The sequence below is a fragment of the Novosphingobium sp. PhB55 genome (assembly GCF_004368805.1).
Classification (GTDB): domain Bacteria; phylum Pseudomonadota; class Alphaproteobacteria; order Sphingomonadales; family Sphingomonadaceae; genus Novosphingobium.
Map to the genome: position 1 here is coordinate 136,002 of NZ_SODQ01000009.1, position 24,155 is coordinate 160,156.

Below are 24,155 nucleotides of genomic sequence, written 5' to 3' on the forward strand. Positions count from 1 at the left end.
TCGATGAGCATCGAAGATGAAGCCGCGAGTTGGTTCGGCCGGATCCGCAGCGGAGATGCGGAGGACGTGCGCGCCGAGTTCGACGCCTGGTTCGCGGTCCCGGAACATGCCCGGGCTTACGAAAGGCTGGTGCGTGCCTGGGACAAGACGATGTTCATGGCTCATACGCGCACAGGGCAGGAGCGCAGTCTCGAGGCCTTCAGTAAGAAGGCCCGGTCGGCGCGGGCTTTGGGCATCGCGGCTGCCGTGGCCGGGCTGGCACTGCTTGGAACCGCAACGCTCTTGGGTATTCGATCCAGTGGTCCTGACCGCGATGCGATCGCGGCGAGCGAGGCGGCGGTACGGCTGGACGAAAGACCCCGTGCCGTTCGCCTTGCAGATGGATCCACGGTTCTTCTCGACCGCGGAAGCACGTTGCAGATTAGTTTCACATCCAGGGATCGCAGGTTGCGCCTTGTTTCGGGCCGGGCCCGCTTCACTGTCGCTCATGAGAAAGCCCGTCCCTTCGTGGTCGAGGCGGGGACCGGCAGTGTCATTGCACATGGTACCGTTTTCGATGTCGGCTTTGCGGGCAAGGGCCTTGAGGTTGCCCTGCTGCGCGGATCGATCGAGGTGCAAGAGAAGGGTAGGGAAACCGGGCCGGTGGTTCGCTATCTCAGCGCCGGGCAGAAAGTGATGGCGGCCGGCGGCGACATCGGGACGGTCGCAAGGCTCGGTCAGGGCGATATCCAGTGGGCCAGGGACATGATTGTCTTCGATGCGGCGCCTCTCCCCGAGGCGATCGCGCAGTTCAACCGGACGAGCACGGCCAGGATCGCGCTCGCCGGCGATGGCACGGGCGGACTGCGGCTGACCGGTGCGTTTCGCCGGTCGGAGCCGGAAGCTTTCGCGCGGCAGCTTGCCGGGACGTTCGATCTGGTCCTGACCGCGAATGGCGATGGTTCATTCGGACTTGCCGCGAAAAAAAATGGATCGGGGCGAAAATAGCCGGAGGGTAGATCCCGGAACTTGGCATCCACCCATACGAAAGGGCTCCAACGAGAGCGGGCCCCGGGGTTGGAGGACGTTGAGTGCATCATCGATATTGGGCGACGGCCGGCATTTACGCCGTCGCTATGGGGACCTGCATGCCTGCAGCTGCGCAGAGCGGGGATCGTCAAGTCGTACATCTGCCGTCGCAGCGGCTTTCGAAATCGCTCCAGGAACTGGGGCAGGCCTATCATCGAAGCGTCAGCGCGGACGATGCGGAGATTGGGCAGCGCATTGCTCCTGCGCTGGATGGGGAGTTCTCGTTCGACGACGCAATTTCCGCTTTGCTGGCCGGCAGCGGGTTATCCGCCTCGCCGCAGGGCGACGGCATGGTGGTGGGCAGTTCGGCGGCGCGCGGTGCTGATGAGGGCAGCATCGTCGTCACCGGTTCGCGCATCCGCGGGGCTCCCGTGGCATCGACGACGCTGCGCTACGACCGCGAAACCGCGCGCAATGCCGGACAATCGACCCCGGCCGACGTGATCCGGGCCATTCCGCAGAACTTCGGCGGCGGCCAGAATGCCGGGATCGGCAGCAATGTTCCAAACAGCAAGGGTGCCGACGTGGGCGGCGGTTCGTCGATCAACCTGCGCGGCCTTGGCAGCGATGCGACCTTGACCCTGCTTGACGGTCACCGGCTGAGCTACGACGCGGCATTGCAGAGCGTCGATGTGCCGGCAATTCCTTTCGGGGCAATCGATCGGATCGAGATCGTCCCGGATGGCTCATCGGCGCTGTTCGGCTCCGACGCGGTTGCCGGGGTCGCAAACATCATCCTTCGGCGCGGCTTCCAGGGCCTCGAGACAAGCGCTCGCATCGCAGGATCGACTGACGGCGGAAACTTCCAGCAGCAATACGGTGCAACGCTGGGGCAGGTCTGGTCGTCGGGGAGCGGGATGATCTCTTACGAGTATGCCCGCACTACCCCGATCGACGCAGATCAGCGCAGTTATGCGCGGGACGACGCGCCGGGGGTGACCCTGTTCCCTTACCTTCGGCATCACAATCTCGCCGCCACGTTCGAGGAGCAGGTCGTGCCTGACCTGACGTTCGACATGGGCGGGCTCTATAACATTCGCTGGCGTAAGTCGGTACTCCCGCTCGACGCTACAGGGGACCGGTCAGTCAGCCGTTATGACGAGGACCATCGCTCGGAAAGCTGGGGTGTCACGCCGTCCTTGACGCTCTCGCTTCCGGCTGACTGGGAAGTGACGCTGGGCGGCAGCTACGGCTGGAACAAGGTTTCCTACGTGGGGACCTTTGTCTATGGCGCAAGCGAGATCGATGCCGGATCGGGTGCCTATCGCAACCGGACGGGCAATATCGAACTCTCCGGCAACGGCAAGCTGTTCGATGGCCCTGGCGGACCGGTCAAGCTTGCGCTGGGCGGCGGTTACCGTGAAAACCGCTTCAGCCGCAACGACACCGGCGGCGCGAGCTCGCATGTCGATGAAAGCCAGAGCAGCCGCTATGTCTTCGGCGAGTTCAGCATTCCGGTCTTTGCCCCGGAGCAGGCCTCGCCGCTCGGCAGGAGCCTCGATTTCAGTCTCGCAGCGCGCCATGAGCGCTATCCGGGTGTCGGTTCCGTCACCACGCCCAAGCTCGGCGTGATCTATTCGCCGACCGGCGACGTGACCTTGAGAGGCAGCTGGGGAAGGTCGTTCAGGGCCCCGACGCTATATGAGCAGTACACGCCTGCAAGCGCCTATCTCGTGAACGCCAGCGCGTTCGGCGCAGCAGGCCCGCCAGGCGCCACGGCGATCCTGATCTCCGGCGGCAACCCGCAATTGAAGCCGGAGCGCGCGGTCAACTGGTCGGCAAGCCTCGAGCTTCACCCCCGGGCGCTTGCAGGCGCGCGCCTGCAGCTGACCTACTTTGATATCCGCTACCGCGACCGTATCGTCACGCCGATCCTTTACACCAGCCAGGCCCTGTCGAACCCGCTCTACGCAGCGCATGTGACAACAGATCCCTCCGCGGCCGAGCAGGCACAGGCGATCGGACGCGCCGTCGATTTCGTGGATGGAACGGGAAGGGGCTATGATCCGGCGAGCGTCATTGCCATCGTCGACAATTCCAATGTCAACGCCGGTAAGCAAAGAGCACGCGGCGTCGACGTCCTGGGCAGCTACAGTTTCCGGACGGGTCGCGGGACCACCAGCCTCAGTGTCAATGCCAGCTATCTCGACAGCAAGCAGCAGCTGGGTGCGGGACAACCGGTCACTCAGCTCGCCGGAAGTATCTTCAATCCGCCTCATTTCCGCGGGCGGGGAGAGGCCGGCTGGTCGAACGACGCGTTTACTGCAACCCTGGCCGTCAACTACATCGGCCCGGTACGCGACGTTCGTCTGTCCCCCGCGCCGCGTATCGACGGAATGCTGCCGGTGGACCTTACAGTCCGCTATCGCACCGGGGAGGAGGCCGGTCTGCTGGGCGGACTCGATCTCATCGCGAGCGCGCAGAACCTGTTCAATGACAAACCGAGTTCGATCCAGGTTCGCTCGATCTTCGACAGTCCGTACGACAGCACCAATTACTCGCCGTTCGGCCGCGTCCTCAGCCTGACGATCTCGAAGAGATGGTGAAGCGTTCCATGTCGGCAGCCGTCGCCGCGCTCGCCTTCGCCTGCAGTCCAGCGGCTCGTGCTGCGTGCGATGACCTGCTCCCGCCCGCCGATCTCAAGTTGGATCGGCGCGGCGTTACCCCGATGGATATCGCGAGGTTGCGAGACACAGGCGATCCGCTGGTGATTGGCGAGCCGACGAGCCCCTATGCGCTTTCTCCGGACGGGAAGACGCTTGCCTTCGTGATCGCGAGGGCCGATCCCGTCACGAACGACAGGTGCTCCGCGCTCGTCGTGCTTCCTGCAGTCGGCGGGAAAAGTCCCCGCATCCTCGACCGGGGCGGCGGTCTGCCGCTCCTGTCATCGCCTGTCCGCGGGCTTTTCATGACAACGGGCTTCCCCCAGCAGATCGCGCCGCTCTGGTCGCCGGGCGGCCAGTTTCTCGCCTATCGCAAAGTGGTCGAGGGCGTCGTGCAATTGGTGCTGGTCAACGCAGCGAATGGGGCGGCCAGATTGGTCACACGGTCCCCGGTCGATGTGGAAGACTTCCGCTGGTCCGCCGATGGGGCCAGCCTGATCTATCTCGCTCGCGTAGGCAGAATTGCCGCGAAGGAGCGCATCGAGCGCGCAGGGCGGTCCGGTTGGGTCTACGATGAAAGCGTGTTGCCCCTCGAATCCTGGGAGCCGCGGCCTTGGGCCAGGGACCTTCCCCAGCAAGGCTTCGTGGTCGATCCGGACAGCGGGCTAACCCGCGAGGCTTCATCTGCGGAGAAAGAATCCGTGACCGTCCCGGCGCTGGGAGGGACCATCTTCAATACCGGGGACAGTACGCCTGAAGGTGCCAGGGCGTGGACCGAGGCGGCCAGCAGCGCGCCGATGGCGGACCGCCAGTTATGGGCCAGCTTGCCTGATGGACGGAAGATCCAGTGCCGACTGCCGGCTTGCACCGGCCGGATCTCGAGGATTTCCTGGGATCGAACGGGCGTCTCGCTGGTGTTCCAGCAGCGGGAAGGCTGGAACGGTGAGGAGACTGTCCTTTACAGATGGTTTCCCGCCGCAGGCCAGCTGCAGACAATTCTTCGGACGAGCGACGAGCTGACGGGATGCATCAGGTCGGGCAAGGAGATGATCTGCGGGAGAGAGAACGCGTCTGTCCCGAGGCGCATCGTCTCGATCGATCTTGCCGACGGTCGCAGCCGCGAGCTGTTCGACCCAAATCCCGAGTTTGCCCACCTGGAACTGGGCAAGGTCCGACGCCTGCGCTGGAAGAATGATCTGGGTCTGCCGGCCTGGGGAGATCTCGTCCTGCCTCCCGGATACGACGGCAAGGCCAGGCTCCCGCTGGTTGTCGTTCAATACCTCAGTCGCGGCTTCCTGCGCGGGGGGATCGGCGACGATTACCCGATCTTCGCCCTCGCGGCGAAGGGCTTTGCCGTGCTCAGTTTCCAGAGGCCGCCGTTCGTGGGCAAGCTGATCCCGGGGCTCAAGACCATCGAAGAGGCGCTTGCTGCCAGCGACAAGGACTGGATGGAACGGCGCAGCCTTTATTCCGCGGTGTCTGAGGGGATCGATACGGCCATCGCCACGGGCGCGGTCGATCCCTCGCGGCTTGGCATTACCGGGCTTAGCGACGGCGCCTCGACCGTGGAATTTGCCCTGAGCAATTCGGACCGGTTCGCCGCGGCCGCCATGAGCACGTGCTGCGACGATCTCCTGAGCTCTCTTGTCCTCGGCGGGTTCGCCTGGGGCGATGCCAATCGCAAGAGCGGCTATCCCTTGTCCGTGGACGACGACCGGGCGTTCTGGAAACCGCTGTCGCTCTCGGTGAATGCACGGCGCATCGACACGCCGATCCTCATGCAGCTTGCGGACCGTGAAGCGCTGACTGCGCTTCCTGCCATCGGTGCTTTCAGGGAGGCCGGAAAGCCGGTGGAAGCGATCATCTATCCCGATGAGTATCACAACAAGTGGCAGCCGCAGCACCGCCTCGCCGTTTACCAGCGCAACATCGACTGGTTCGATTTCTGGCTTCGCGATCAGGAGGATCCGTCGCCCGAAAAGCGCGACCAGTACGAGCGGTGGCGTCGCTTGCGCGCGGCCTCAAAGGGGAGGCGCTAGCGTGATGTCACTTCCCTTGCCCATACTTCCGCATCGAAGATCTCCATGATGCGGCCGTAACCGGTCCCACCGACGGGGCGCGGATCGTCGATGATTTTCAAGATCGGGACCAGATCGATGGTACCAGCCTGAGCCAACAGGCCGCCGGCGAGATAGTCGCGTAGGGTGGCGCGATGCTTCTCGAACAGGCCGATCACGAAACTGTCGGGTGCCCCTTTGCTGCGGCGCCAGGCTATCTCATGGGGCAGATAGCCTTCGAACGCCCTGCGGGCGGCCGCACGGTTGCGGCCGCCCGCAAACCAAAACCAGCTGGGCACTGACAGGCAGTGCTCGACCAGGGGCTGGGAGAGCAACGGTGAGATCACTTTCGACTTCGCTCCGCGAGGACCATCCTCGGCAACGCCTTGTGCCGCAACCAGCATGGCTATGTGTGCGGCTCGTCCCGGCAGGTGAACGCTGTTGTCGTCGATCCAGGGGTGGGCCCCCGCGCCGGCCTCGAGTTCCCGCGCTGCAGCACTCAGGAAACGGGTATCCAGTTGCCAGCGGTAGGGACGCTTCGCGGCAAGCGCCCGGCGCCTTGCCCGCCACGCGACTTTCCAGCGGGATGCATGAGCAAGCTCCCCGATATCGGAACACAGGCGCCGGAAATAGCGAGAGCCGGCCGGGTCCAGCAGGCAATCGGCGGCCGGCGATGCCGACTGCAGCGAGCCGAAGACATTGTCCCCAGCGCCCCCGTCGATCACCGCATCGCATCCCATCTCCTCGGCAATCCGCCCTGACAGGCTGTAGAGATGCTGCTCGAAACTGCGGGCGACCGGGCGCGGCAGTCTGACGGCGGCGAGCCGTTCGAACCCGCCGATCTCGCCCTCCATGGTTCGCTCCACCAGGCGCCGCCCCAGATGGCCGGCCACGCTGCGCGCATATTCGCGCTCGTCACCCGCCGCGCTTGCCGTCATCAGGTTCAGGCAGTCGAAATCCCGTCCACTTTCAGCAAGGCAGGCCGCGGTAACGGAGGAATCGAGGCCGCCGGAAAGCATGAGCAGGGGGCGCGTGATGCGGCTGGTTCTCTGCCGGATGCAGGCGACGGCCTGGTGGCGCAGGCGGGTCACGGCGTCCTGCTCGTCGTAGATCGCGCGCTCCGGCTGCACGAATGTCCAGGGCGACCAGAGCGCCTCGCGGCGCGCTCCGTCTCTCGCAGAAATCGTGAGCCGGTCGCCGCCTTGCACTTCCTCGACGCCGGCTATGCATGTCCGGGCATGGCGCATGCTGCCCGCCATCAGTTGCCGGGCGATGGCCGCGTGGTCGAGGCCGGGCGGGATGGCGCTCGCCAGCTGCAACATGTCGAGGTCCGAGGCCGCAACAAATGCGCCTGCGCTCTTCTCGGTGAGGCAGGGCAAACGTCCAAACGGTGAGCGGACAATCGCCGTCTCGTCGCCGGCATGAAGGAATGCGACATAGTCGCCCCAATAGGCTTTGGCGAGGCGTCTGCCGGCGCTCCCGGCGATCGATGCGATCTCGTCCGGCCCGAGAGCTTCGAGGTGACCGGATCGTCCCGGTGCATATAGCTCGCCAACGACGACGCCGAGCGCGCCGAGAGCAAGAACCGGGAGGCCGTCGTCGGTTGCCAGCATGAAGCCGGGCCGGTCGGTGAGGATTTTCAGCCCGGCGTTCCGGGCGCGGTGCAGGATGCTCACCTGGTCGCCGGGCGACAAGTGGATGCCTGCGAGATAGCGGGCGCGGATCATACGACAAGGATCGGGGTGAACTGGCGGGTGATCTCGGTGCGCTCGTTCACGAGCACATCGCCCCATTGCACCCAGGCATGCGCGGTAAAAGGCCCAAGCGTGACGCCCAGCACGAGTTCGGGCGCGATGCCAAGGGCAAGAAGACGATGGGCAACGGCAAGCGAGCGAGGAAGGCATTTGTCCTGGATGCTGGCATACCTGCCGGTCGCCTGGAACGCGGCAGCCGCCCTTGCGATCGTCGAGGCCCCGCAGGGAGGTGCCGAAGAACCGCCGGCGCGGCGCTTGCGCGCGCGCAGCCTGGCGATCGTTCTTGCAAGCCCCATGAATTTCAGTTCGGCGGAGCTGCGCACAAGCTGAGCCGCCGCTGCCAGTATATCCATGACCGGGGGTGTCGGAACCCGATCGTGAAGCAGGCTTGCGACCGGCGCAGGAGGGGGCGTGCACGCCGTGATATCCGCGCTCTTGTTCGCTTCGACGATGCCGCATGCGCCGAGGTCTTCCAGGTCCCCGAGGCTGAGCGCGCCGCCGCGCCGCAGGTTCTCGAAACTTTCTTCGATCCCGGCCGGGAGGCAGAAGTATCGGTCGGCTGTAAGGTCGAGGAACAAGTGCCTTCCCTCGATCGTGCAGAACGACAGGCCGTCGCGCAGTGCATATGTCATGAGCCGCTTCTTCCAGGTTTCGCCGTACGAAAAAGGATGCGCGGCCGAAGCCGCGCATCCCTATCGTCAGTCGTCGGTCAGAGCGGCCTCGGGCTGATTGAGCACCACGTCCTTCACGAAGCCGATGGGCCCCTTGGTCTCGGCGGTTGCGGTGCCGAGCTCGATGACGTCATTTTCACGTTCCATGACACTCTCCTCTTGAATGCCGCAATGTTGCGACGCCAGGAAGGATAAGTCGGAGGGTGGGTTATAAAAAAATATATAAAATATATATATTGCGATTATTGAATCTATAGGTCTGGAGTGTTCAATAATTCGATCATTATCTTTGCGGAATTCTTGATTCTGCGGGTATGATAGACATGCATGGTCCTCGCGCTCTCCCGGCTGATGACGCGAAGCTCGCGGCCGAGTTCGATCGCTTCGCTGCGCCAGTCCTCGAACACTTCTGTCTCGGCGGTACGCAAGCTCGCCAACCGGTCGTTGCAGGCGGCAATCTGCGCTTCGAGTTCCTGGCTGCCGGACGCTGCCGCGAGCGCCTGGAAAACCTTCGCGACGTCTTCCGTATCGTCGCTGATGCTGAGCTCACCGGATCCGCGCTTGCCCGCAAGGTGCATCGAAAGGCGAACGACATCCTCGTTCCAGGCATAAAGGTCACGCAGGCTGCTTTCGGTCACGCCCGGCAGATGGAAACCGTCATTGACCTTCATTTCCACGAGGCGCTCGCCGGTGAGCCGCAGCAGGGCTTCCCGGATCGGGGTGACGCCGGCGAACAGGCGCGTGGCCAACCGGTGAGGCGCAAGCCGGCTGCCTGGCCGGATCGTGCCCGACAGCACCAATGCCTTCAGGTCTTCGTAGACCGTGTCGGCCGTGATGCCGGCATTCACGAAACGCCTTCCTGCCCGGATCCGCGCGCGGCGTGCTGGCTTGCCATCCACGAATTGAGCGCGTCGCTCTGCTCGCCGCGCAGCGCATCGGTTGCGCCGGGCAGGCTCGGGGGATGCGGTCCCAGCAGCACCGAGGGGCACAGGCCTTCGTAATTTCCGAGGTTGGGCCGATGCTGGCGGTAACCGACCAGGGCCGCCAACTCGGAACCGAACCGCCGCGCTATTGCCGGAGGATAGGCCAGCCACTGGTTTTCGTACGGTTTCAGCCAGCCGAGGCAGTAGCTGACGATCATGCCGCGCCTGGTGGTCGTGCTCCTGTTGGCGCCGGCGCCGTGCAGTGTCGAGCCCAGGAACACCAGGGCATCGCCGGGCGCGAGTTCGATCGCAAGCGGGTGGTCGCCGGTTTCCGCGGCGAGGGCCGCCGCGCCGTGACTGCCCGGCCAGATCAGGGTCGCCCCGTTCGCCCTTTCATACGGTGTGAAGGGCCACATGACATTCACGAGATATTCGACCTCTCCCTTGACCCCTTGCCACATGTCCTGGTCACGGTGGGGAAACTGCTGCAGCGCGCCGGGATGCAGCGATAGTCCCTGGGTGAGATTGAGCTGAATGGTGTCGCACCAGGGGCGAAGGATTTCTTCCGCAGCCGCCAGGATCTCGGCGTGAAGCACCAGCCGTTCGGTGAGCGCCGAGCGCAGCAGCAATCTCCCGAAGCGTTTCGTGCGTTCTCCGTAGAAGCCGCCGCGGCAAAACGGCGCCGTCTCGAACGCCGGGGCCAGGTCGCGCTCGATCGAGCGGATCAGTTCTGGCGACGCTGCACCGCGGATCACGCTGTATCCGCAGGTTTGCAGTTCCTTCGCTATATTGCTCGCGAGTGGCGGTGATGGCGCGATGCCGGCTTCAATGGACATGGACGGATACTCCATCGAGCTCGGCGCAGGCGCCGATACCGGCCCGCTCCAGCAGCATCGGCGTGTCCTCGTCGATATCGATGAGCACGGCGCCGAGGCGAGAGCGACCGATCTGCCGGACTTCGCCCAGCTGCCGGCAGCGCCAGCCGAAGCCGAGTATCTGCCGAAGCCATCCTTCCTCCGCCACGCCGGTGTAATGCGTGATCCCGTACTTCAGCGCGTGTCCGGCCAGCATCGCAACAAGTTCACCGCGCGCTGCGCGCCGTCCGCGCGCGCCGAGCGAGGGATCGAGGCAGAAGCGCGTGATCTCCCGGATGGAGACGCCGCTCGGGATCTCGTCGCGGCAGAGTTCCGGGAAAAGCGTGCTCAGGATATGCGGCCGCTCCGAGGGGAGCAAACGCGCTGATGCCCGGTGGCCGCCGTCCGCCTCGGCCAGGACGATGTAGGTCGCATCCGGCGTATCGAACTGGTCCAGCTCATAGCATCCGGCAAGGACCGGCACGTCCCATCCCAGAAGGTCCACGAATACCTTTTTCCTGGCAATGAACATGTTGCGCAAGATCACGTCCTCGGCACGTTCCGGCAAGTTTCTGACAAGATATATCATCGCAATCCTCCTTGAAGAGGTTGCAACAGTGCCGCTCGATCGGGCTCGATGGCACCCTACAGGTGTAGGGTAGTCTTACGGAAGAAGTTGGGAGAAGTTGATCTCGCAGTTCAGTATTGCCCTCAAGGTCAGGGATACGCGATCATGTGCACCGAGCCGCTCGTAGATGTCGCTGACATGCTCCCGGAACGTGAAGGGACTGATGCCCAGGTGCCGGCCTCCCTCCTTGTTGGTCATGCCGCGCGCAACAAGGACAGTGACGTCGTGCTGGCGATCGGTGAGGATACGGGTGCCGGGCCTGGTCACGATACCGGGCGGTCCTGCCATTCGCCGCGCCGCCTCGAAAGCATAGCGCCCGATCAGGTACGTGAGCGTGAGGTTGGGGGCCGGCAGCGCCTTGCCCGGGCGGACCGCGAAAGTGCACGAGCCGAAGAATTCGCCCGGCATCTGGAAGGGAACGGTGTAGCCGTCACGGATCCCGTGGCCTTCGGCCAGCGCGAGGATATAGTTGTCGCGCTCGCTCCAACCTGCTTTCGCCGCTGCCCAGCGGAAGCCGAAACCGGCAAATTCACTGGTGCGTTGTACCGGGTCGATAGTGCCGAGCCCGTTCTCGTCGAAAAAGTCGACCCAGCTGCTTGGGTAATTGTGCAGGCGGATGGCTCCGCTGACATTGCGCCGCCAATCGACATGGTGAGTAAGCGCGAAATAGTCGTAGCCCAGACGGGTGGCCGTTTCTTCGAGGACGAGCTGAAGTTCATCAAGCGATTTTACAGAATCGGCGGCACGTACAAAATCATCGAAAGCGGAGTTTACATGCATGAGACCTGCCGCTCCCGCGCTGCGTCTCAAGCCGCAGAACTGCGCCGGAACGTTCCTTCAGATGCTGTGCGGCATCGCTGCCCGCTCTTAATTCGGGCGCGAGTCGCGAATTTACTGGCAGTTAGTATTATTTGTCTTGGGTTTGCGTGCAAGCATCTGTTTGTAACAGAATTGTCATGCTCAAGTTCGGATCCGGGTGCCGGCCATTGACGCCGGACGGCGCGCCCCTGCAAGGCGGCTGGCGCTGCGCGGGGAAGTACCGATCGCTTCTGGGCATCGATCGCGCCGGGTTGATGTGGGAGTGGCTTCGCCGCGATACCGGCTACATGGCCTGGCACGCGAAGGCGAGCACGGTTACGCGCGGGGCTCCGATCGGTAACCCCGGCAAATGGGGGCTTCACTTTTGCCGAGGATCCGCAAGTCGCTGCCCCCCGGGCGCGGCTCATCTGGCATGCCGATCTCGATCCAGGAACATTGCTCGTGGATGCCGTAAAGTCAGAAGAGGGCGATCCCGATGCTTTCGATCCGCGCCTTTTTGCAGGCATGGTGACATCCGTTCCTGGCAGGAACAGGCGGGAACATGCCGTGATCAGTGACGGTCTTCGCCGCATCCGCCTCGATCTTCGCAGCGGGACCTTGCTGGCGGGTCCCGTCACTTTCCATTATCGGCTATGCGGACTGCAGGCAGCCGGGCCGAAACTTCCTCCCTTGCAGCGCCTGGTCGCCCTTGGCCGCCATCGCCGGTTCCTGAGTTCCCTGTTTCCGCCGGACCCACGCATGGCACGGTGGATCGATGTGCTGCGTGTCCACGACGGCCTTGCAGATGGGGCAAGCCAGCGGGACTTGGCGGCTGCGCTTTATGGAACGAGTAGAGTTCAAGAGGATTGGCAGGACGGCGCGGGGTCGCTGCGTTCGCGTGTGCGCCGCCTGATTGCCGAAGCGAATGCCATGGCACGAGGCGGCTACAGAGGACTCATGCTGGGAAATAACCTGTCGTAACCGTCTCTTTCCGGTCGTCACGGCGGGTATGTCCCAGCAAACTCCAGGCCGGCTTCAATGTGCGCATTGCGCGCGGGATCGCTTGGCCGGCCATGAGTGCCGCCGCATGGCGATGATGCACCCGGCTTGCGCGGGACATCGCTGTTGGGGCGAGCTGGGGAGGGCGAGCATCCAATTCGGGCGCCCGCCCTCAGGTCCAGGTTGTTCAGAGGCGAGGACCGCGCGCGACATAGAGTGATATTGCGAAATCGCCAACCGGTCCGTGCCGCTCGCCTGGCTCAGGCCCCGGCTGCAATGCCGAGCTTCTTGCGGCTACGGGCAGCAGGTTTTGTTGCTGCGGGCGCTTCGGTCGTCACCGAAACGTCTTCGGCGGCATTTGCCGCCGGCTGGCCCGCCGTTCGCCCGCTGCGATTGTTGGGCTTGTTGCCAAGTCCGATCTTGACCGCGAGTTGCTTGCGCGTCTCGGCATAGTCGGGCGCCACAATCGGGTAGTCGGACGCCAGGTTCCAGCGCTTGCGGTACTCGTCAGGCGTGAGCTGGTGATCTGTGCCGAGGTGGCGGCGAAGCGTCTTGAACTTCTTGCCGCACTCGAGGCAGGTGATGGCGTCGGGCTTGACCGATGCACGGATCGAGACGGCCGGTGTACGCGCTTCGGCGGCCGGCGCGGGGGGCTTGCCAAGGCCGGCCAGCGAACCGTAGACCGCGCTGATAAGATCGGGCAGGCTATCCGACGCCACCTTGTTGTGGCTTACATGCGCGGAGATGATATCGGTCGCTAGGACCAGAAGTGTTTCGTCGGCCATTGTGCTTAAGCTACCCGAATTCTCGTGTTATTGTCCGGCGCATTCAAACACCGCCGACCGTCTTATGCAAGTGCTTGGCACGGGTATGTCTTGGGTTATGTGCGGTTGCAGCGTTTCGGTGCTTAATTCGTTCGGATATGATTGCCGCTCGCCAAGCCTCACGATCTTTTCCGCAGATGCGACACTTCGATTTTTAGAACGGGGATGGTAAATGGGCGATTGCTGGCCGCGCGCATCTAAGGGTGGGAGCTGGTGAGCGCTGACAGGAGAGGCACTGACATGTGCAACCCTGCGCGCCTGCTGGGCGAGCCGGAAACCCTGTTCGGATCCGCGGGGAGGCTCTTCACCGCGCGCCCGCGCGGCAATCCCTTCGCGCTGCAGGAGCTGTGCCCTGGGAGCTGCAACTACGTGATCCGCGAAGAGCTCGCGAAACGCGCCTGGGACGGAATGTCCCGGGAGGTGCCCGGCAGGCCGGCGGCCTGGCCGATGACCAATGTACGCCGGCCCGAAAAGCCTCAGCGGCGGCGGCTTGCCGGAGAGCCGCTGCCCCGTCCCGCTCACCCGGTTCTGAGCGTTCATCCCTGACAAGCACGATCTCGGGCCGCCGCTCATGGGCGAGATGCGGCTTGGCGCGCGCAATCAGCCGGTCTTTGCCGCCGCTGGTCTCTGGCAGCGAACCGCTGCGGGCCATGGTTTCACGGCGGTGACCTGCGATCCCACCAAGCTGATAGGGCCGGCCCACCCCAGGGCCATGATCACGATACCTCGCCCCGAGGACCTGACGACCTGGCTGCAGGGCTGCTACGCGGCGATCGTCTCCTTGCAGCGGTCCTTCGGGGCTGGCCGGATGACCTTGCGCGCGCCGGTCTTCCGGGCGCGGTGGGCGGAGCGCCTGCGGAGAAAATAACGCCGCGAAACAAGCGGTTGCTTTCGTGGATCAGGTTTGTCGTTCATTGTTTGTTTTTAACCTGTTCCCATGTTGTTCCTGTTTGCGTTATGGGGGGTCATGTCCACCGGCTTCGCCTTGCCCCCCTCGATTCCCCTGCCGCTTGCCGAGCTGCCCCGCGAATGGCGGCTTCGCGTCGTCGGCGCGGCCGGTGCCGGCTTTCCATCGCCGGCGCAGGACTGGGAGGAATCGGCGATCAATCTTGTCGAGCTGCTGCGGCTCGACCGGGCGGCGAGTTTCGTGTTCCGGGTCAGCGGCAGTTCGATGATCGATGTCGGGCTCTTCGACAGCGACGTCGTCGTGGTCGACCGCGATGCAAAGCCCGTGCACGGCCGCATCGTCATTGCCGTCGTCGACGGCGGCTTTGTCGTGCGTCAGCTCGCTTTCCGGGACGGGGTCCCCACGCTCGAGGCCCGCAACAGCCAGATGCGCTACGAGGCCGTCGTCGCCGACGAGACCGTGGAGGTCTGGGGCGTCGTGCGCGCCAGCGTGCGCAACCTCCAGGCCTGATCGCCCGTGTCCTGGGCTATCCTCGATATCGAGAATTTCTACTGCAGCGCCGAGCGGGTGTTCGACCCCTCGCTGCGCGGCGTGCCGCTGATCGTGCTTTCCAACGGCGACGGCTGCGCCATTGCCCGGTCGGCCGAGGCCAAAGCGCTCCACATCAAGATGGGCGCGCCGATGTTCAAGATCCGCGACATCGTGGAGCGTCACGGCATCCAGTACCGCTCCTCGTCCTACGAACTCTATGCCGACATGAACCGCCGCTTCAATGCCGTCATCGCCGAGTTCACCGATACCGTCGAAATCTACTCGATCGACGAATCCTTCTTCCGGCTGCCGGTGCTGCCGAGCGGACTGGGCGATGTCGAGATGGCGCACCGGGTGCGCGCGGCGGTCAAGCGCTCGGTGGGATTGCCCACGCGCATCGGTCTCGGGCCGACCCGGACGCTGAGCAAGGTGGCCAATGCGCTCGCCAAGGCCTCGGAGAAGGTCTGGAACGGCGTCGTCGACCTTCACGATGAAGGCCTGCGCCGCCGGCTGTTCGCGGCCTGGCCGATCGAGGAGGTCTGGGGCATCGGTCCTGCCATGGCCAGGCGGCTGCGCCCGCTTGGCGTCAGGACGACGGCGGATCTCGCCGCGCTGCCTCCCGAAGTCGCGCGCGATGTGGGGACCGTCGTGCTCGAGCGCCTGGTGCGCGAACTGGGCGGCACCGAATGCACAGGGTTCGAGCCTGAACCCGCTGCGCTCAAGTCGACTGCCGTCACCCGGTGCTTCGGCGAACCGGTGCGTGAGCGCGAGGCGCTGCGCGAGGCCATGGTTCGGCGCGCGGTCCGCGCCGCCGAGAAGATCCGGGGCCAGCAGCTGGAGGCAAGCCGGCTGATTGCCTTCGCGCATGGTAATCGCTTCAAGCCGGGTGCGCCTTCCGCCACGCGGACCGGGCGCCTTTCTCCTGCCTCCAACGATCCGCGCGTGATTGCCGGCATGGCAGGGCGCATGGCCGAGGCCATGTTCGAGCCCGGCGCCGTCTATACCAAGTGCGGCGTGATGCTTGAAGGGCTCGAGGCAGAGGCAAGGGGCCAGCTCGACATGTTCGCCGGGGTGGACACGAGGTCTCCCGCCTTGCTGGCCGCGCTTGACGAGATCAATGGAAAGTTCGGGCGGCAGACCCTGCGCCTGGGGTCCGAAGGCATGGGCGCGAAAGCCTACGATACCCGGCGAACCTTCAAGAGCCCCTCGTGGACCACGCGGATCGATCAGGTGCCGATCGCGCGGTAATCCTGAAGAGGTCTGGAACTTCCAGGCCCCGCATGCGATTATCGCCGCACTGGACCGCAGATGTCCAGGACACAGGGCCCATGAGGTGCATATCGATGCGTGAACGAAGGGCGCTGGCGCGCCGTACCCCGATGCCCGGCCGCGCAGGACAAACGCTCCTGCGGGTCGCCGTCGTCGCTTTGACGATCCTGATCGCTGTCTACGCTGCGGCGAATGTCGTGCATATCGAAAAACACCCGAGCGTGGCTGCCGTCAAGCGGTAAGCCTGGACATCAGGTCTCGGGGGGCGGCGGCTGCCGTTTAATGGCTCAGTTGCGAAAGAACGGGATCGGAAGCGACATGCCGCGGCCTGGCGGCCTGCGCCGCAAACGGTCGGCATCGGCGGCCTTTTGCTGCGCTTTTGCCAGGCTGTCCGTCTCGCAGATCTCGTCCTCAAGCCGGCCCGGCGTCAAATCGTGGCGCATTCCATCACGGCTATGCGGCTCGCGCATCGATTTCTCCCAAATGGCAAGCGGCATCACGCATTTATTCGCGCCTATTTACGCTTACCTTTCCTCTCCTTAATTACATGGTTTTTCAGATTTGTGAAAGCCGTGTGAGAAGATGTGCCGGTTTCTATTATGGGCATGGAAACCTATTGGCACTCGCCGAGATGAGTGCGCCATTTCATTTAAATTATGGCCAGCTTGTTGGCCTGATACGGACGCGCAGCGTCCGGGCGGACCGCCGGCTCCAGACACCGTGGTGCAGAAAAATGATAGGGCGGCGTCAGTTTCGCAGGCGCCGGGTCAGGTTCGACCAGTCCTGCTGCGAGGACATCCATCGCGGCCGGTCCGGAACGTTGGAAGAGGGGCGGATGGAGCCTGGACGGCCTTTGCACTTGGAACATCTCAGGTGAAGGTGAGCGACTGCCGTTGCAGTATTCCAGGCATGGCACAGGAACCAGCGGTAGACTTTTGCCGCATCGAGGACGCCCCGGTGCCCGCAGGTGCCGCACACTGCTTCCAGATTGGCCTTTTGTTCGAGAAAGTCGTCCAGATCCTGAAAGGAAATGTTCGGGCTCACGTCACGGGAAGAGCCTGAGCTGGTCGGGGTGAGCAATGCCGGGATAATCGGCGAGCTTCTCGACAATGGCTTGTGCCAGTTCGCTGGCAGCTCGCTCGCGCATGCGCGCGTCAGGCATGGTGATGCCGACCCGGGCCCACGCAGGAGCGGTCAGGATGGCCTCCGAGAGTTGCTGGGGGTCGATTCGTTCCATGGCTCGAGTATAGAACATAAGAAGAACATCGGCAATCGGCAGGTTTGCGCCGGACTGCCGGCAATGGGGGATGGGGCCGGTGCGGGCAGGTATCTGCCTTTCCTGACCGGGCAGGCCGGGCCCACGGGTGCCGGCTCGCAGGCATGGCGAGCGGATGTGCCGCGCCGCAGTGGCACGGGCCGCGACGCGACCGGATCGGATGTTCCGCGGCCGCGAGACTGGTCTGCGCTCCGGCCAAGAACCCTTGCTCGGTTTCAGGGCTGAACCAGGTTCACGCCATTGTGAGAAGCGGCCAGGCGCCAATCCAGCCCTTGGACCGTATCCGATCCTCGTAGGCGGCGCGTTTTTCGGCGCGAAAGCGGAACGTTGGCCGCAACACGAGATTGAAGAGGTCATCAAGGGCGTAAGGGGCTGCGATTTCACAGCCATCCAGCCCGATGCGTCTGGCGGCAACCGCGGTCGCCGTTTCCGGCCAGTAGCGCATGGCATCGGTGGCAGAAGTGTAAGGAGAATCCCCGTTACGGCGATGCATCCGGGCCTGGTTCTTCACTGACCAGGCGATCGCAGGCTCCAGCGTCTTCAAATGATCCTCAAGCCTGCGATCTTCTGCAGCGTTCGTGCAATCGGGATCATACCAGATCACATCGACGTCGCCTTCGGGCGCAGCAACGGCGCCCTGGTGAAGGTGGTTCCACACGGCATTCCTGACAAAGCCTGCACCGATCCAGCAGTCCGGCAGGCAAAGCGTCTCCACTATTCCCAGCAGGTGCCAGCGGAGAGCGTCGGCACGCAAGATGGAGCACAGCTGGACGGAGGATGTGTGGACGGGGGATGCGTAGACGGGCGATGGTTGGCCAGGGGATGGGGGGACAGGGGATGGGGGGACGGAACATGGGCGCAGGGACGATAGCATCGAGGGATGCTACGAAACTCCGAGCCGTCTGGGAATGGGCCTCCTGGCCGCGCGGCTTTTCCGTGTATCCGAGCACGGACACCTGCCTCGCCGCGAGCTATCGTGTTTCCCTCCGGTATCGGCCTTCGGCCGGTAGCGATGGAACATGCTATCGGCCCCGCGGTCAGTAGCGATGAAACGCGCCGGTTTTTGCACCGCCGGCATTGCGCCTCGCGCCGGGCGGCGCGACCGCGCTCTATGCCGCGCGCGGGCGGGCTGATCGCCCTGCGATCCCGCGCGGCGGCACCGAGCCCCGCGGGGCGGGTCTCGTCCTCATGGCCACGATCGCTGGCGCTAGGCGGCCGGGCAGGCCGGCCGGATGCAGACGCGCGCGTGCTGCGCCCGCGCGCGGCACCATTTGTGAGCCTCTCCCGGGCAAAGCCGGGGGTGGGCTCGCCGCCCGTCTAGGCCCGCCGCCGGCCCCTGCAAGCCCGCGCGTACCGCGCGGGGCTCCTCCACTTCGTTCCGGCCCTGGCCATCCCGATCGCCAAGCGACCGGGCGTGTCTGCGGGTGCAGGCGCCGCCTGGAGGCGGGCCTTGTCGGTCGTCCGTGCCGCCCACCCCCGCCTTTGCCGGGGAGGCCCATGGTGGGTTTTTCAAGGCGGCGCAGGAGGTGAGACATGCGCAGCAATCGCAAGACCCCGCAAGGCGCGAGGTCGCAAGATCAGGTCCGCAGTGCAGCTTGTTCCCGTGGCGGCAGTGCTTCCCCGAACCCCTCGGAGCGCGGTGATACGCCGTGGCACCTCCCTGTGGACAAGTCCGCCGATAACCCGGGGGATATCCTCGGAGGCAATCCCGGCGGCGATCGCGGGGACGGTATCGAAAGCGTTTTCGGGGACGGCTCCGGGGGCGGTTCCGCAGGCGGCGCGGCGGCGCGCGTGGAGGGCGGGCGTCAGCCTAAGGGGGGCGGGCGCGACAATCAGCGTACCCGGCAGCGCCGCGGGGGCGGGGAAGGGCGGGCATCGCTCTATGACGAGGTCACGGCCCGGATCGTGGGCCAGCTCGAAGAGGGGCGGGTGCCGTGGGTCCAGCCGTGGAGCAGCGAGGCCTGCGGGGCAGGGCCTGCCCCCGGACTGCCGCGCAATGCCCTGCCGCGCCGCGCCTATTCCGGGATCAACGTCCTCATCCTGTGGGGCGAGGTCACCATGCGGGGCTGGCCCTCGCAAGGCTGGCTCACCTTCCGGCAGGCGCTCGAGGCAGGCGGCAACGTGCGCAAGGGCGAGCATGGCACCTGCGTTGTCTATGCCGACCGCTTCACCCCGGAAACGGAACGCGAGCGCGCCCGCGAAAACGGCGGCGAGGCAAAGTCCATCGCTTTCCTCAAGCGCTTCACGGTGTTCAATGTCGAGCAGTGCGAGGGATTGCCCGAGGGGTTCATGGCGCAGCCTGTCCCGCTTCCCGAGCGCGAGATCGTGCCCGTGGGCGAGGCGCTCATTGCCGCAAGCGGGGTCGATTTCCGGATCGGCGGCGACAAGGCGTTCTATTCTCCCGGCGCGGACTTTGTGCAGGTGCCGCCGCAGTGCGCGTTCCAAGATCAGATCAATTACTACCGGACCTGCCTTCACGAACTGACCCATGCCACCGGCCACGGGACGAGGCTGGCCCGCGACCTCACCAACCGCTTCGGGTCGAAGGACTATGCCCGCGAGGAACTCGTCGCGGAAATGGGCTCGGCTTTCCTTTGCGCTTCGCTCGGCATCGTGCCCACCGTGCGCCATGCCGACTATATCGGCGCATGGCTGGACGTGCTGCGCGAGGACAGCCGCGCGATCTTCCGCGCCGCTTCCATGGCCAGCAAGGCCGCCGACTGGCTGCTGGCCCGCCATTGGGCAGCAGAGGCGGAAATCGCGGATGACATGTCGCGCGGGCTGGAGACGCCCGCACCGCTTGCCCGGCCTGCGCGCGAGGGGAGGGCGGTGTCATGAGCCTGCTTTCGAACGGCATCCGCTCGCTGCTCACGGCCAATTTCGAGCACGGCGTCATCAACCCGCGCTTCGATCCCTTTCCGCTGGTGCGCCTCTTCAATCCCATGGGCCGCGCCGTCTGGCTGGCAAGCGAACTCTATGCCGACGGCGATACCCTCTACGGGCTTGCCGACCTTGGCTTCGGCTCCCCCGAACTCGGCATCTTCTCGCTGCGCGAGATCGAGGCGATCGACCTGCCGCTGGGCATGAGGATCGCGCGCGATCTCGTGTTCACCACCCGGCACCGGCTGTCGGTCTGGACCGAGGCTGCCCGCCTCGCCGGATCGATCCCGGATGCCGCTGCCCTGCTGGACCGCCTCACCCGCGAGGACCCGGCAGCGATCAGGCTTCTGCCGCGATAGCGGCATCAGACGATGGGCAGGCGGTTTCCTGCCCACCTCAAAGCCGGTCCGCCCACCTGATCCACCACATGGACGGACCGGCGCTCATTCAGGAGCAGACCCATGAAACTCGCATTCATCCCCCTTGGCAACCTCACCGTCAGCAAGGCCAACATGCGCTACGCGCGCAAGGTGCCCGATGTTTCCGATATCCTGCCGACCGTGCGCTCGCGCGGCGTCATTCAGCCGATCCTCGTGCGGCCCTGCGCTGCAGCGCCGGACAGTGAAGCCAGCTACGAGATCGTCGCGGGCGCGCGGCGATTCCATGCCGCCACTCTGGTGGCAGCGGAGCGCGCGGCAGAACCTGCCCGCGCCGGTTGCGGTGATCCCGGGAACCCGGCCGGAACCGGAACCACGCCGCAAGGCGCTGACGGCCTCGCCCAGTGCGCCTCTGATGATCTTGGTCCCGATAATGGCGATCCCGGTGTTCTCGCTCCCGATGCTTCCGGGACAGCGAGGCTCGCGGCCGATACCGCCCTCATGCCCTGCGCGATCCTCGACGACGACGACGATGCCAGCGCGGTCGAGGCCTCGCTCATCGAGAACATCGCCCGCCTCGATCCGGACGAAGTCGCCCGCTGGGAATGCTTCACGCGCCTGATCAGGGAGGGGCGGACCCCGCAGCATATTGCGCTGACGTTCGGTCTGCCGGACCTTGCCGTCAGGCGCATCCTCGCGCTCGGCAACCTCCTCCCGCGCATTCGCGACCTTTATCGCCGCGAGGAAATCGACGCCGCCACCGTGCGCCACCTGACCCTTGCCTCCAGGAGCCAGCAGAAAGCATGGCTTGCGCTCATGGACGACGAGAACGCCTATGCGCCGCGCGGCTATCAGCTTAAATCCTGGCTGCTGGGCGGCGCGTCGATATCGACGTGCCATGCCCTCTTCGATGTCGGGGCAAGCAAGCTGGCCGTGATCGCGGACCTGTTCGGGGATGACAGTTTCTTCGCGGACTGCGCCGCCTTCTGGACCTTGCAGAATGCGGCCGTGGAAGAGCGGCGCGCCGCTTTCCTCGCAGCAGGCTGGGCCGATGTCCTCGTGATGCCGCCCGACACGCATTTCCACGCATGGGAGCATGAGAAGGTCGCCAAGCGAAAAGGCGGACACGTCTATCTCGACGTGCGCGGCAATGGCGAAGTGGTGATCCACGAAGGGTATCTCAGCCGCAAGGACGCGGCGCGGATAGCGAGGGCCGAGCTTGCAGCCTCCGGCGGGGACGATGGCATGACCGCGAAGCCCGCGCGCGCGGAACTGACCTCGCTTACGCAGACCTATGTCGATCTCCACCGTCATGCCGCGCTGCGCGCCGAGCTTCAGGGCAGCCCGGGGATCGCGCTGCGCCTGATGGTGGCTCACGCCATCGCCGGATCGACGCTGTGGCGTGTCACGGCAGAGCCGCAGGCCGTGAAAAGCGATGCCATTCGCCTCAGTCTCGAAGTGAGCCGCGCCGAGGCGGTGTTCGATGAGCGGCGGCGCGGCGTGCTTGCGGCTCTCGGCCTCCCCGAGGACGAACCCAGTCTTACCGGCAGCACCGGCTACGCCATGGCAGGAGCGCGCAGGAACCTCTGCGCGCTGCTGGCCCGGCTGGTCGCGCTCCCAGACACCGAGGTGCTGGAAGTGCTCGCCCTCGTCATGGGCGAAACCCTCGCTGCGGGAAGCGCGGAAGTGGAAGCGCTGGGCACCCTCGTCGGCCTTGGCATGGCCGATTGGTGGCAGGCTGACGAGGCCTTCCTCGACACGCTCCGCGACCGCGAGGTGCTGCTCGCCATGGTGGCGGAAGTGGCCGGACCGCAGATCGCCGCTGCCAACGCCAGGGAGAAGGGCAAGGCGTTGAAAGCCATCATTCGCGCCCACCTTGCAGGCGAGGGCGGCCGCGAGAAGAAAGAAGGCTGGGTGCCGCGCTGGATGGCGTTCCCGCCTTCGACCTACACGGCGCGGGGCGGGGTCGGCACGGTCCTCGCCCATGACCGCGCCCTTGCGGCGCTGGAGCCGGACCCCGATGGCGGCGTCGATGCCGACGCAGATAACGGTGGCGGCGCTGATCCCGACGGCATTGCCGGTGGCGGTCAAGCCGAGGGTGAGGCTTGCGGCGACCGGAAGGCTGCCTGAGGACCATGCCCGGGGGCGGCGGGACCGTCTCCGGGGATTGCTGACGCGCCCCCTGAAATCGCGCCCCCTGAAATAAATTTCGCCCGCGGCCCGTGCCTTTGCAAGGCGCGGGCCTCGGGCTTAAATCAATTGTTCATCGCGGTGTCCCAACGGTTCGAGCTCTGGCGGCGCACGAGGTTTGCGCCGCTGGTGCGCCATGAGGGAGGGCGAGCAATGACGGTACTTCAGGACATCGAGAAGCTGATCGCACGCCTCGGGCCGGAGCCTGTTTGCGACAGCTGCATCGCCCTGACGCTGGGTCTTGCTGCCCAGGATCACGCCGATCGGATCGCCAGGGAACTGGCAGGGCTGGGCGGTTTCGAGCGTGGGCGCGAGATCTGTTCGCTCTGCGGCGAAACAGCCCCAACGACCCGCCATCGCTGAACGCCGCGCCATCGGCTCCAGGCACAGGCCTGGACACGGCGAGGGAACCAACGCTTCGGCCGGACGCTTACTTTTTGACTGCGTGTCCCCAAGCAGCTCTGGCGGCGATCCCTCCCCCCCGCGCCGCCAACAGAGGCCGTCCCTTTTGCGGGGGACGGCCTCTCTCGTTGCGGTATGAGCGCTGCCGACCAGCGCGTCGCGGCAGGCCCAAATCCATTTGACAAACGAGTCGGCGCGGCGGCCCGGCCTGCTGAGCGGGCAGCCCGCCGCATGCCCGCCAGGGGTTGCGGCGAAGGCCATTGCCCGTCGCGCGCAGTTCGTTCTAGGCGCTGCCGTGCGGCCTGACGCCCCCCTATTTGTTCGGGCCGCTCAGAGTTAAAAGGATCATCTCGCCCCCGGGATGATCCTTTTTTCCATTCCGATGGCTCAGGCCTGTTGGGCCCGCAGCGACTGCCCCCGATCCTCGTCGCGCCGGATCGTGCAGAGTTTGCGCGCCTCATCCCACAGCTCGGCGCTGCGCCGGGCGGCGCGCTCATGGGCGATGAGCAGCGCGCGGATCATGTCTGGCGCTTCGAACTGCAAGTGTTCGCTCGCGCCCTCGTGATGATCGTCCAGCCTGAACTTGAGCGTATAGACTTTCATGTCCATCTTCCCATGGATGCTTATCTCTTGAGGGGCCAAAACCATTTCATTTCCCTCAGCGCAATTCATCCAAAAGAGGTAGTCTCTTCATGGCTGACGTCCGGAGAGACACGCCAGGTTCTCCGCATTTCGAGCGCGGCCATTATCCCGGTATTATGGCAGCATTGTTGCAACGCTCCAATGCAACAGCGCTGGTGCGCCGTGCGGTCAGTCCAGCGGCGTTTCGGAACAACCGGCGCCCGGTGGCGGTCACCGGCCAGGTCCGGCTCAAATCGGACTGGCTTTTTCCTGCCGCCGTCTGGTCCGCGGCGCCGATCGAGGATTGCTCGGCGCTTCGGGGGCGTTCTTCCCGGGCCTGGCCGCGCCGTACAGGCAGTACCGGCGAGTTTGGCGGCGGACCCGGCCTGCAGCCCGGCATGGCGCCCGCTGGCGAAAGCGATAGCGCGGCGCTGCGCTGTCCTGGCGGCTGTTGGGAGCCAGGCCTTGACCGGTTGCGGATAGGGTGCTGAAACGTCGGCCCCGCTGGCTGCGGCCCTCGCGG

Annotated in this window: 26 protein-coding genes; 13 read left to right on the forward strand and 13 right to left on the reverse strand. The window is 65.1% G+C overall.

From position 1 onward, the window contains the following. The first annotated feature begins 3 nt into the window (after positions 1 to 3). The 3 genes from EDF57_RS22000 (at position 4) to EDF57_RS22010 (ending at position 5,710) form a co-directional block, all read left to right on the forward strand. Positions 4 to 987, forward strand: coding sequence for a FecR domain-containing protein (locus EDF57_RS22000; protein ID WP_134095834.1), 984 nt, complete (start codon positions 4 to 6; stop codon positions 985 to 987). A 140-nt stretch (positions 988 to 1,127) separates the two neighbouring features. Next, entirely contained in the window at positions 1,128 to 3,614 is a 2,487-nt protein-coding gene (locus tag EDF57_RS22005; RefSeq protein WP_166675351.1) for a TonB-dependent receptor, read from the forward strand. Continuing rightward, complete coding sequence (locus EDF57_RS22010; RefSeq protein ID WP_134095836.1) at positions 3,608 to 5,710, forward strand: Atxe2 family lasso peptide isopeptidase; 2,103 nt, start codon at positions 3,608 to 3,610, stop codon at positions 5,708 to 5,710. The genes EDF57_RS22005 and EDF57_RS22010 overlap by 7 nt, the downstream gene beginning before the upstream one ends. Here EDF57_RS22010 and EDF57_RS22015 read toward each other — a convergent pair. The 7 genes from EDF57_RS22015 to EDF57_RS22045 form a co-directional block, all read right to left on the reverse strand. Then, positions 5,707 to 7,455, reverse strand: coding sequence for an asparagine synthetase B family protein (locus tag EDF57_RS22015; RefSeq protein ID WP_166675353.1), 1,749 nt, complete (start codon positions 7,453 to 7,455; stop codon positions 5,707 to 5,709). The two genes, EDF57_RS22010 and EDF57_RS22015, sit on opposite strands and share 4 nt — an antisense overlap. Continuing rightward, positions 7,452 to 8,114 carry a lasso peptide biosynthesis B2 protein gene (locus EDF57_RS22020; RefSeq protein ID WP_134095838.1) on the reverse strand — a complete coding sequence of 221 codons (663 nt, stop codon included), beginning with the start codon at positions 8,112 to 8,114 and terminating at the stop codon, positions 7,452 to 7,454. Before EDF57_RS22020 ends, EDF57_RS22015 begins: the two co-directional genes overlap by 4 nt. A gap of 66 nt (positions 8,115 to 8,180) precedes the next feature. After that, positions 8,181 to 8,300 carry a benenodin family lasso peptide gene (locus EDF57_RS22025; protein WP_134095839.1) on the reverse strand — a complete coding sequence of 40 codons (120 nt, stop codon included), beginning with the start codon at positions 8,298 to 8,300 and terminating at the stop codon, positions 8,181 to 8,183. 104 nt (positions 8,301 to 8,404) lie between these two features. Beyond that, complete coding sequence (locus tag EDF57_RS22030; protein WP_166675354.1) at positions 8,405 to 9,001, reverse strand: GntR family transcriptional regulator; 597 nt, start codon at positions 8,999 to 9,001, stop codon at positions 8,405 to 8,407. Continuing rightward, positions 8,998 to 9,912, reverse strand: a complete 915-nt coding sequence (locus EDF57_RS22035) for a phytanoyl-CoA dioxygenase family protein (protein WP_134095841.1) — start codon at positions 9,910 to 9,912, stop codon at positions 8,998 to 9,000. Before EDF57_RS22035 ends, EDF57_RS22030 begins: the two co-directional genes overlap by 4 nt. Further along, positions 9,902 to 10,519: an acyl-homoserine-lactone synthase gene (locus EDF57_RS22040; RefSeq protein WP_134095842.1), complete on the reverse strand. Its 618-nt coding sequence runs from the start codon at positions 10,517 to 10,519 to the stop codon at positions 9,902 to 9,904. Before EDF57_RS22040 ends, EDF57_RS22035 begins: the two co-directional genes overlap by 11 nt. Before the next feature lie 75 nt (positions 10,520 to 10,594). Beyond that, a complete protein-coding gene (locus EDF57_RS22045) occupies positions 10,595 to 11,368 on the reverse strand; it encodes an autoinducer binding domain-containing protein (RefSeq protein ID WP_134095843.1) in 774 nt (257 codons plus the stop codon). Positions 11,369 to 11,818: 450 nt separating this feature from the next. On the opposite strand from EDF57_RS22045, the gene EDF57_RS22050 reads away from it, so the two are divergent. Continuing rightward, a complete protein-coding gene (locus EDF57_RS22050; RefSeq protein WP_134095844.1) occupies positions 11,819 to 12,337 on the forward strand; it encodes a DUF2285 domain-containing protein in 519 nt (172 codons plus the stop codon). 278 nt (positions 12,338 to 12,615) lie between these two features. On the opposite strand, the gene EDF57_RS22055 is transcribed toward EDF57_RS22050, so the two are convergent. Further along, positions 12,616 to 13,140: a MucR family transcriptional regulator gene (locus tag EDF57_RS22055; RefSeq protein ID WP_134095845.1), complete on the reverse strand. Its 525-nt coding sequence runs from the start codon at positions 13,138 to 13,140 to the stop codon at positions 12,616 to 12,618. A gap of 279 nt (positions 13,141 to 13,419) precedes the next feature. On the opposite strand from EDF57_RS22055, the gene EDF57_RS26300 reads away from it, so the two are divergent. The 5 genes from EDF57_RS26300 (at position 13,420) to EDF57_RS25630 (ending at position 16,128) form a co-directional block, all read left to right on the forward strand. After that, on the forward strand, positions 13,420 to 13,725 hold the full coding sequence (locus tag EDF57_RS26300; RefSeq protein WP_347876963.1) for a hypothetical protein: 306 nt from the start codon (positions 13,420 to 13,422) through the stop codon (positions 13,723 to 13,725). A gap of 25 nt (positions 13,726 to 13,750) precedes the next feature. Next, on the forward strand, positions 13,751 to 14,047 hold the full coding sequence (locus EDF57_RS26305; RefSeq protein ID WP_347876964.1) for a hypothetical protein: 297 nt from the start codon (positions 13,751 to 13,753) through the stop codon (positions 14,045 to 14,047). A gap of 99 nt (positions 14,048 to 14,146) precedes the next feature. Next, on the forward strand, positions 14,147 to 14,596 hold the full coding sequence (gene umuD, locus EDF57_RS22065; RefSeq protein WP_134095846.1) for a translesion error-prone DNA polymerase V autoproteolytic subunit: 450 nt from the start codon (positions 14,147 to 14,149) through the stop codon (positions 14,594 to 14,596). Positions 14,597 to 14,602: 6 nt separating this feature from the next. Beyond that, on the forward strand, positions 14,603 to 15,865 hold the full coding sequence (locus EDF57_RS22070) for a Y-family DNA polymerase (RefSeq protein WP_134095847.1): 1,263 nt from the start codon (positions 14,603 to 14,605) through the stop codon (positions 15,863 to 15,865). Positions 15,866 to 15,960: 95 nt separating this feature from the next. Beyond that, a complete protein-coding gene (locus EDF57_RS25630) occupies positions 15,961 to 16,128 on the forward strand; it encodes a hypothetical protein (RefSeq protein ID WP_166675356.1) in 168 nt (55 codons plus the stop codon). A gap of 45 nt (positions 16,129 to 16,173) precedes the next feature. On the opposite strand, the gene EDF57_RS22075 is transcribed toward EDF57_RS25630, so the two are convergent. The 4 genes from EDF57_RS22075 to EDF57_RS22090 form a co-directional block, all read right to left on the reverse strand. After that, complete coding sequence (locus EDF57_RS22075) at positions 16,174 to 16,356, reverse strand: hypothetical protein (protein WP_134095848.1); 183 nt, start codon at positions 16,354 to 16,356, stop codon at positions 16,174 to 16,176. 277 nt (positions 16,357 to 16,633) lie between these two features. Continuing rightward, positions 16,634 to 16,930: a hypothetical protein gene (locus EDF57_RS22080; protein ID WP_134095849.1), complete on the reverse strand. Its 297-nt coding sequence runs from the start codon at positions 16,928 to 16,930 to the stop codon at positions 16,634 to 16,636. Position 16,931: 1 nt separating this feature from the next. Beyond that, on the reverse strand, positions 16,932 to 17,123 hold the full coding sequence (locus EDF57_RS22085; protein ID WP_134095850.1) for a DUF6771 family protein: 192 nt from the start codon (positions 17,121 to 17,123) through the stop codon (positions 16,932 to 16,934). A gap of 271 nt (positions 17,124 to 17,394) precedes the next feature. Next, on the reverse strand, positions 17,395 to 17,916 hold the full coding sequence (locus tag EDF57_RS22090; RefSeq protein WP_243841225.1) for a nucleotidyltransferase family protein: 522 nt from the start codon (positions 17,914 to 17,916) through the stop codon (positions 17,395 to 17,397). Positions 17,917 to 18,953: 1,037 nt separating this feature from the next. On the opposite strand from EDF57_RS22090, the gene EDF57_RS22095 reads away from it, so the two are divergent. The 4 genes from EDF57_RS22095 to EDF57_RS22110 all read left to right on the forward strand — a co-directional run bounded on the left by EDF57_RS22095 (position 18,954) and on the right by EDF57_RS22110 (position 22,972). Beyond that, the gene (locus tag EDF57_RS22095) at positions 18,954 to 20,000 is read left to right on the forward strand and encodes a zincin-like metallopeptidase domain-containing protein (protein ID WP_279587454.1); all 1,047 of its coding nucleotides are present in this window, start codon (positions 18,954 to 18,956) and stop codon (positions 19,998 to 20,000) included. Further along, complete coding sequence (locus EDF57_RS22100) at positions 19,997 to 20,401, forward strand: DUF2958 domain-containing protein (protein WP_134095853.1); 405 nt, start codon at positions 19,997 to 19,999, stop codon at positions 20,399 to 20,401. The genes EDF57_RS22095 and EDF57_RS22100 overlap by 4 nt, the downstream gene beginning before the upstream one ends. 102 nt (positions 20,402 to 20,503) lie before the next feature. Beyond that, positions 20,504 to 22,549, forward strand: coding sequence for a ParB N-terminal domain-containing protein (locus EDF57_RS26090; RefSeq protein WP_243841226.1), 2,046 nt, complete (start codon positions 20,504 to 20,506; stop codon positions 22,547 to 22,549). A 213-nt stretch (positions 22,550 to 22,762) separates the two neighbouring features. Beyond that, positions 22,763 to 22,972, forward strand: coding sequence for a hypothetical protein (locus tag EDF57_RS22110; protein WP_134095854.1), 210 nt, complete (start codon positions 22,763 to 22,765; stop codon positions 22,970 to 22,972). A 426-nt stretch (positions 22,973 to 23,398) separates the two neighbouring features. Here EDF57_RS22110 and EDF57_RS22115 read toward each other — a convergent pair whose 3' ends face one another. Beyond that, positions 23,399 to 23,614: a hypothetical protein gene (locus EDF57_RS22115; protein ID WP_134095855.1), complete on the reverse strand. Its 216-nt coding sequence runs from the start codon at positions 23,612 to 23,614 to the stop codon at positions 23,399 to 23,401. Positions 23,615 to 24,155 lie beyond the last annotated feature (541 nt).

What these genes read in the sequence shown, in the direction of transcription:
- EDF57_RS22000 (WP_134095834.1), top strand. Translation starts at nt 4, where the DNA reads ATGAGCATCGAAGATGAAGCCGCGAGTTGGTTCGGCCGGATCCGCAGC.
- EDF57_RS22005 (WP_166675351.1), top strand. Translation starts at nt 1,128, where the DNA reads ATGCCTGCAGCTGCGCAGAGCGGGGATCGTCAAGTCGTACATCTGCCG.
- EDF57_RS22010 (WP_134095836.1), top strand. Translation starts at nt 3,608, where the DNA reads ATGGTGAAGCGTTCCATGTCGGCAGCCGTCGCCGCGCTCGCCTTCGCC.
- EDF57_RS22015 (WP_166675353.1), bottom strand. Translation starts at nt 7,455, where the DNA reads ATGATCCGCGCCCGCTATCTCGCAGGCATCCACTTGTCGCCCGGCGAC.
- EDF57_RS22020 (WP_134095838.1), bottom strand. Translation starts at nt 8,114, where the DNA reads ATGACATATGCACTGCGCGACGGCCTGTCGTTCTGCACGATCGAGGGA.
- EDF57_RS22025 (WP_134095839.1), bottom strand. Translation starts at nt 8,300, where the DNA reads ATGGAACGTGAAAATGACGTCATCGAGCTCGGCACCGCAACCGCCGAG.
- EDF57_RS22035 (WP_134095841.1), bottom strand. Translation starts at nt 9,912, where the DNA reads ATGTCCATTGAAGCCGGCATCGCGCCATCACCGCCACTCGCGAGCAAT.
- EDF57_RS22040 (WP_134095842.1), bottom strand. Translation starts at nt 10,519, where the DNA reads ATGATATATCTTGTCAGAAACTTGCCGGAACGTGCCGAGGACGTGATC.
- EDF57_RS22055 (WP_134095845.1), bottom strand. Translation starts at nt 13,140, where the DNA reads ATGGCCGACGAAACACTTCTGGTCCTAGCGACCGATATCATCTCCGCG.
- EDF57_RS26300 (WP_347876963.1), top strand. Translation starts at nt 13,420, where the DNA reads ATGTGCAACCCTGCGCGCCTGCTGGGCGAGCCGGAAACCCTGTTCGGA.
- EDF57_RS26305 (WP_347876964.1), top strand. Translation starts at nt 13,751, where the DNA reads ATGGGCGAGATGCGGCTTGGCGCGCGCAATCAGCCGGTCTTTGCCGCC.
- umuD (WP_134095846.1), top strand. Translation starts at nt 14,147, where the DNA reads ATGTCCACCGGCTTCGCCTTGCCCCCCTCGATTCCCCTGCCGCTTGCC.
- EDF57_RS25630 (WP_166675356.1), top strand. Translation starts at nt 15,961, where the DNA reads ATGCGTGAACGAAGGGCGCTGGCGCGCCGTACCCCGATGCCCGGCCGC.
- EDF57_RS22075 (WP_134095848.1), bottom strand. Translation starts at nt 16,356, where the DNA reads ATGCGCGAGCCGCATAGCCGTGATGGAATGCGCCACGATTTGACGCCG.
- EDF57_RS22085 (WP_134095850.1), bottom strand. Translation starts at nt 17,123, where the DNA reads ATGGAACGAATCGACCCCCAGCAACTCTCGGAGGCCATCCTGACCGCT.
- EDF57_RS22100 (WP_134095853.1), top strand. Translation starts at nt 19,997, where the DNA reads ATGAGCCTGCTTTCGAACGGCATCCGCTCGCTGCTCACGGCCAATTTC.
- EDF57_RS26090 (WP_243841226.1), top strand. Translation starts at nt 20,504, where the DNA reads ATGAAACTCGCATTCATCCCCCTTGGCAACCTCACCGTCAGCAAGGCC.
- EDF57_RS22110 (WP_134095854.1), top strand. Translation starts at nt 22,763, where the DNA reads ATGACGGTACTTCAGGACATCGAGAAGCTGATCGCACGCCTCGGGCCG.
- EDF57_RS22115 (WP_134095855.1), bottom strand. Translation starts at nt 23,614, where the DNA reads ATGAAAGTCTATACGCTCAAGTTCAGGCTGGACGATCATCACGAGGGC.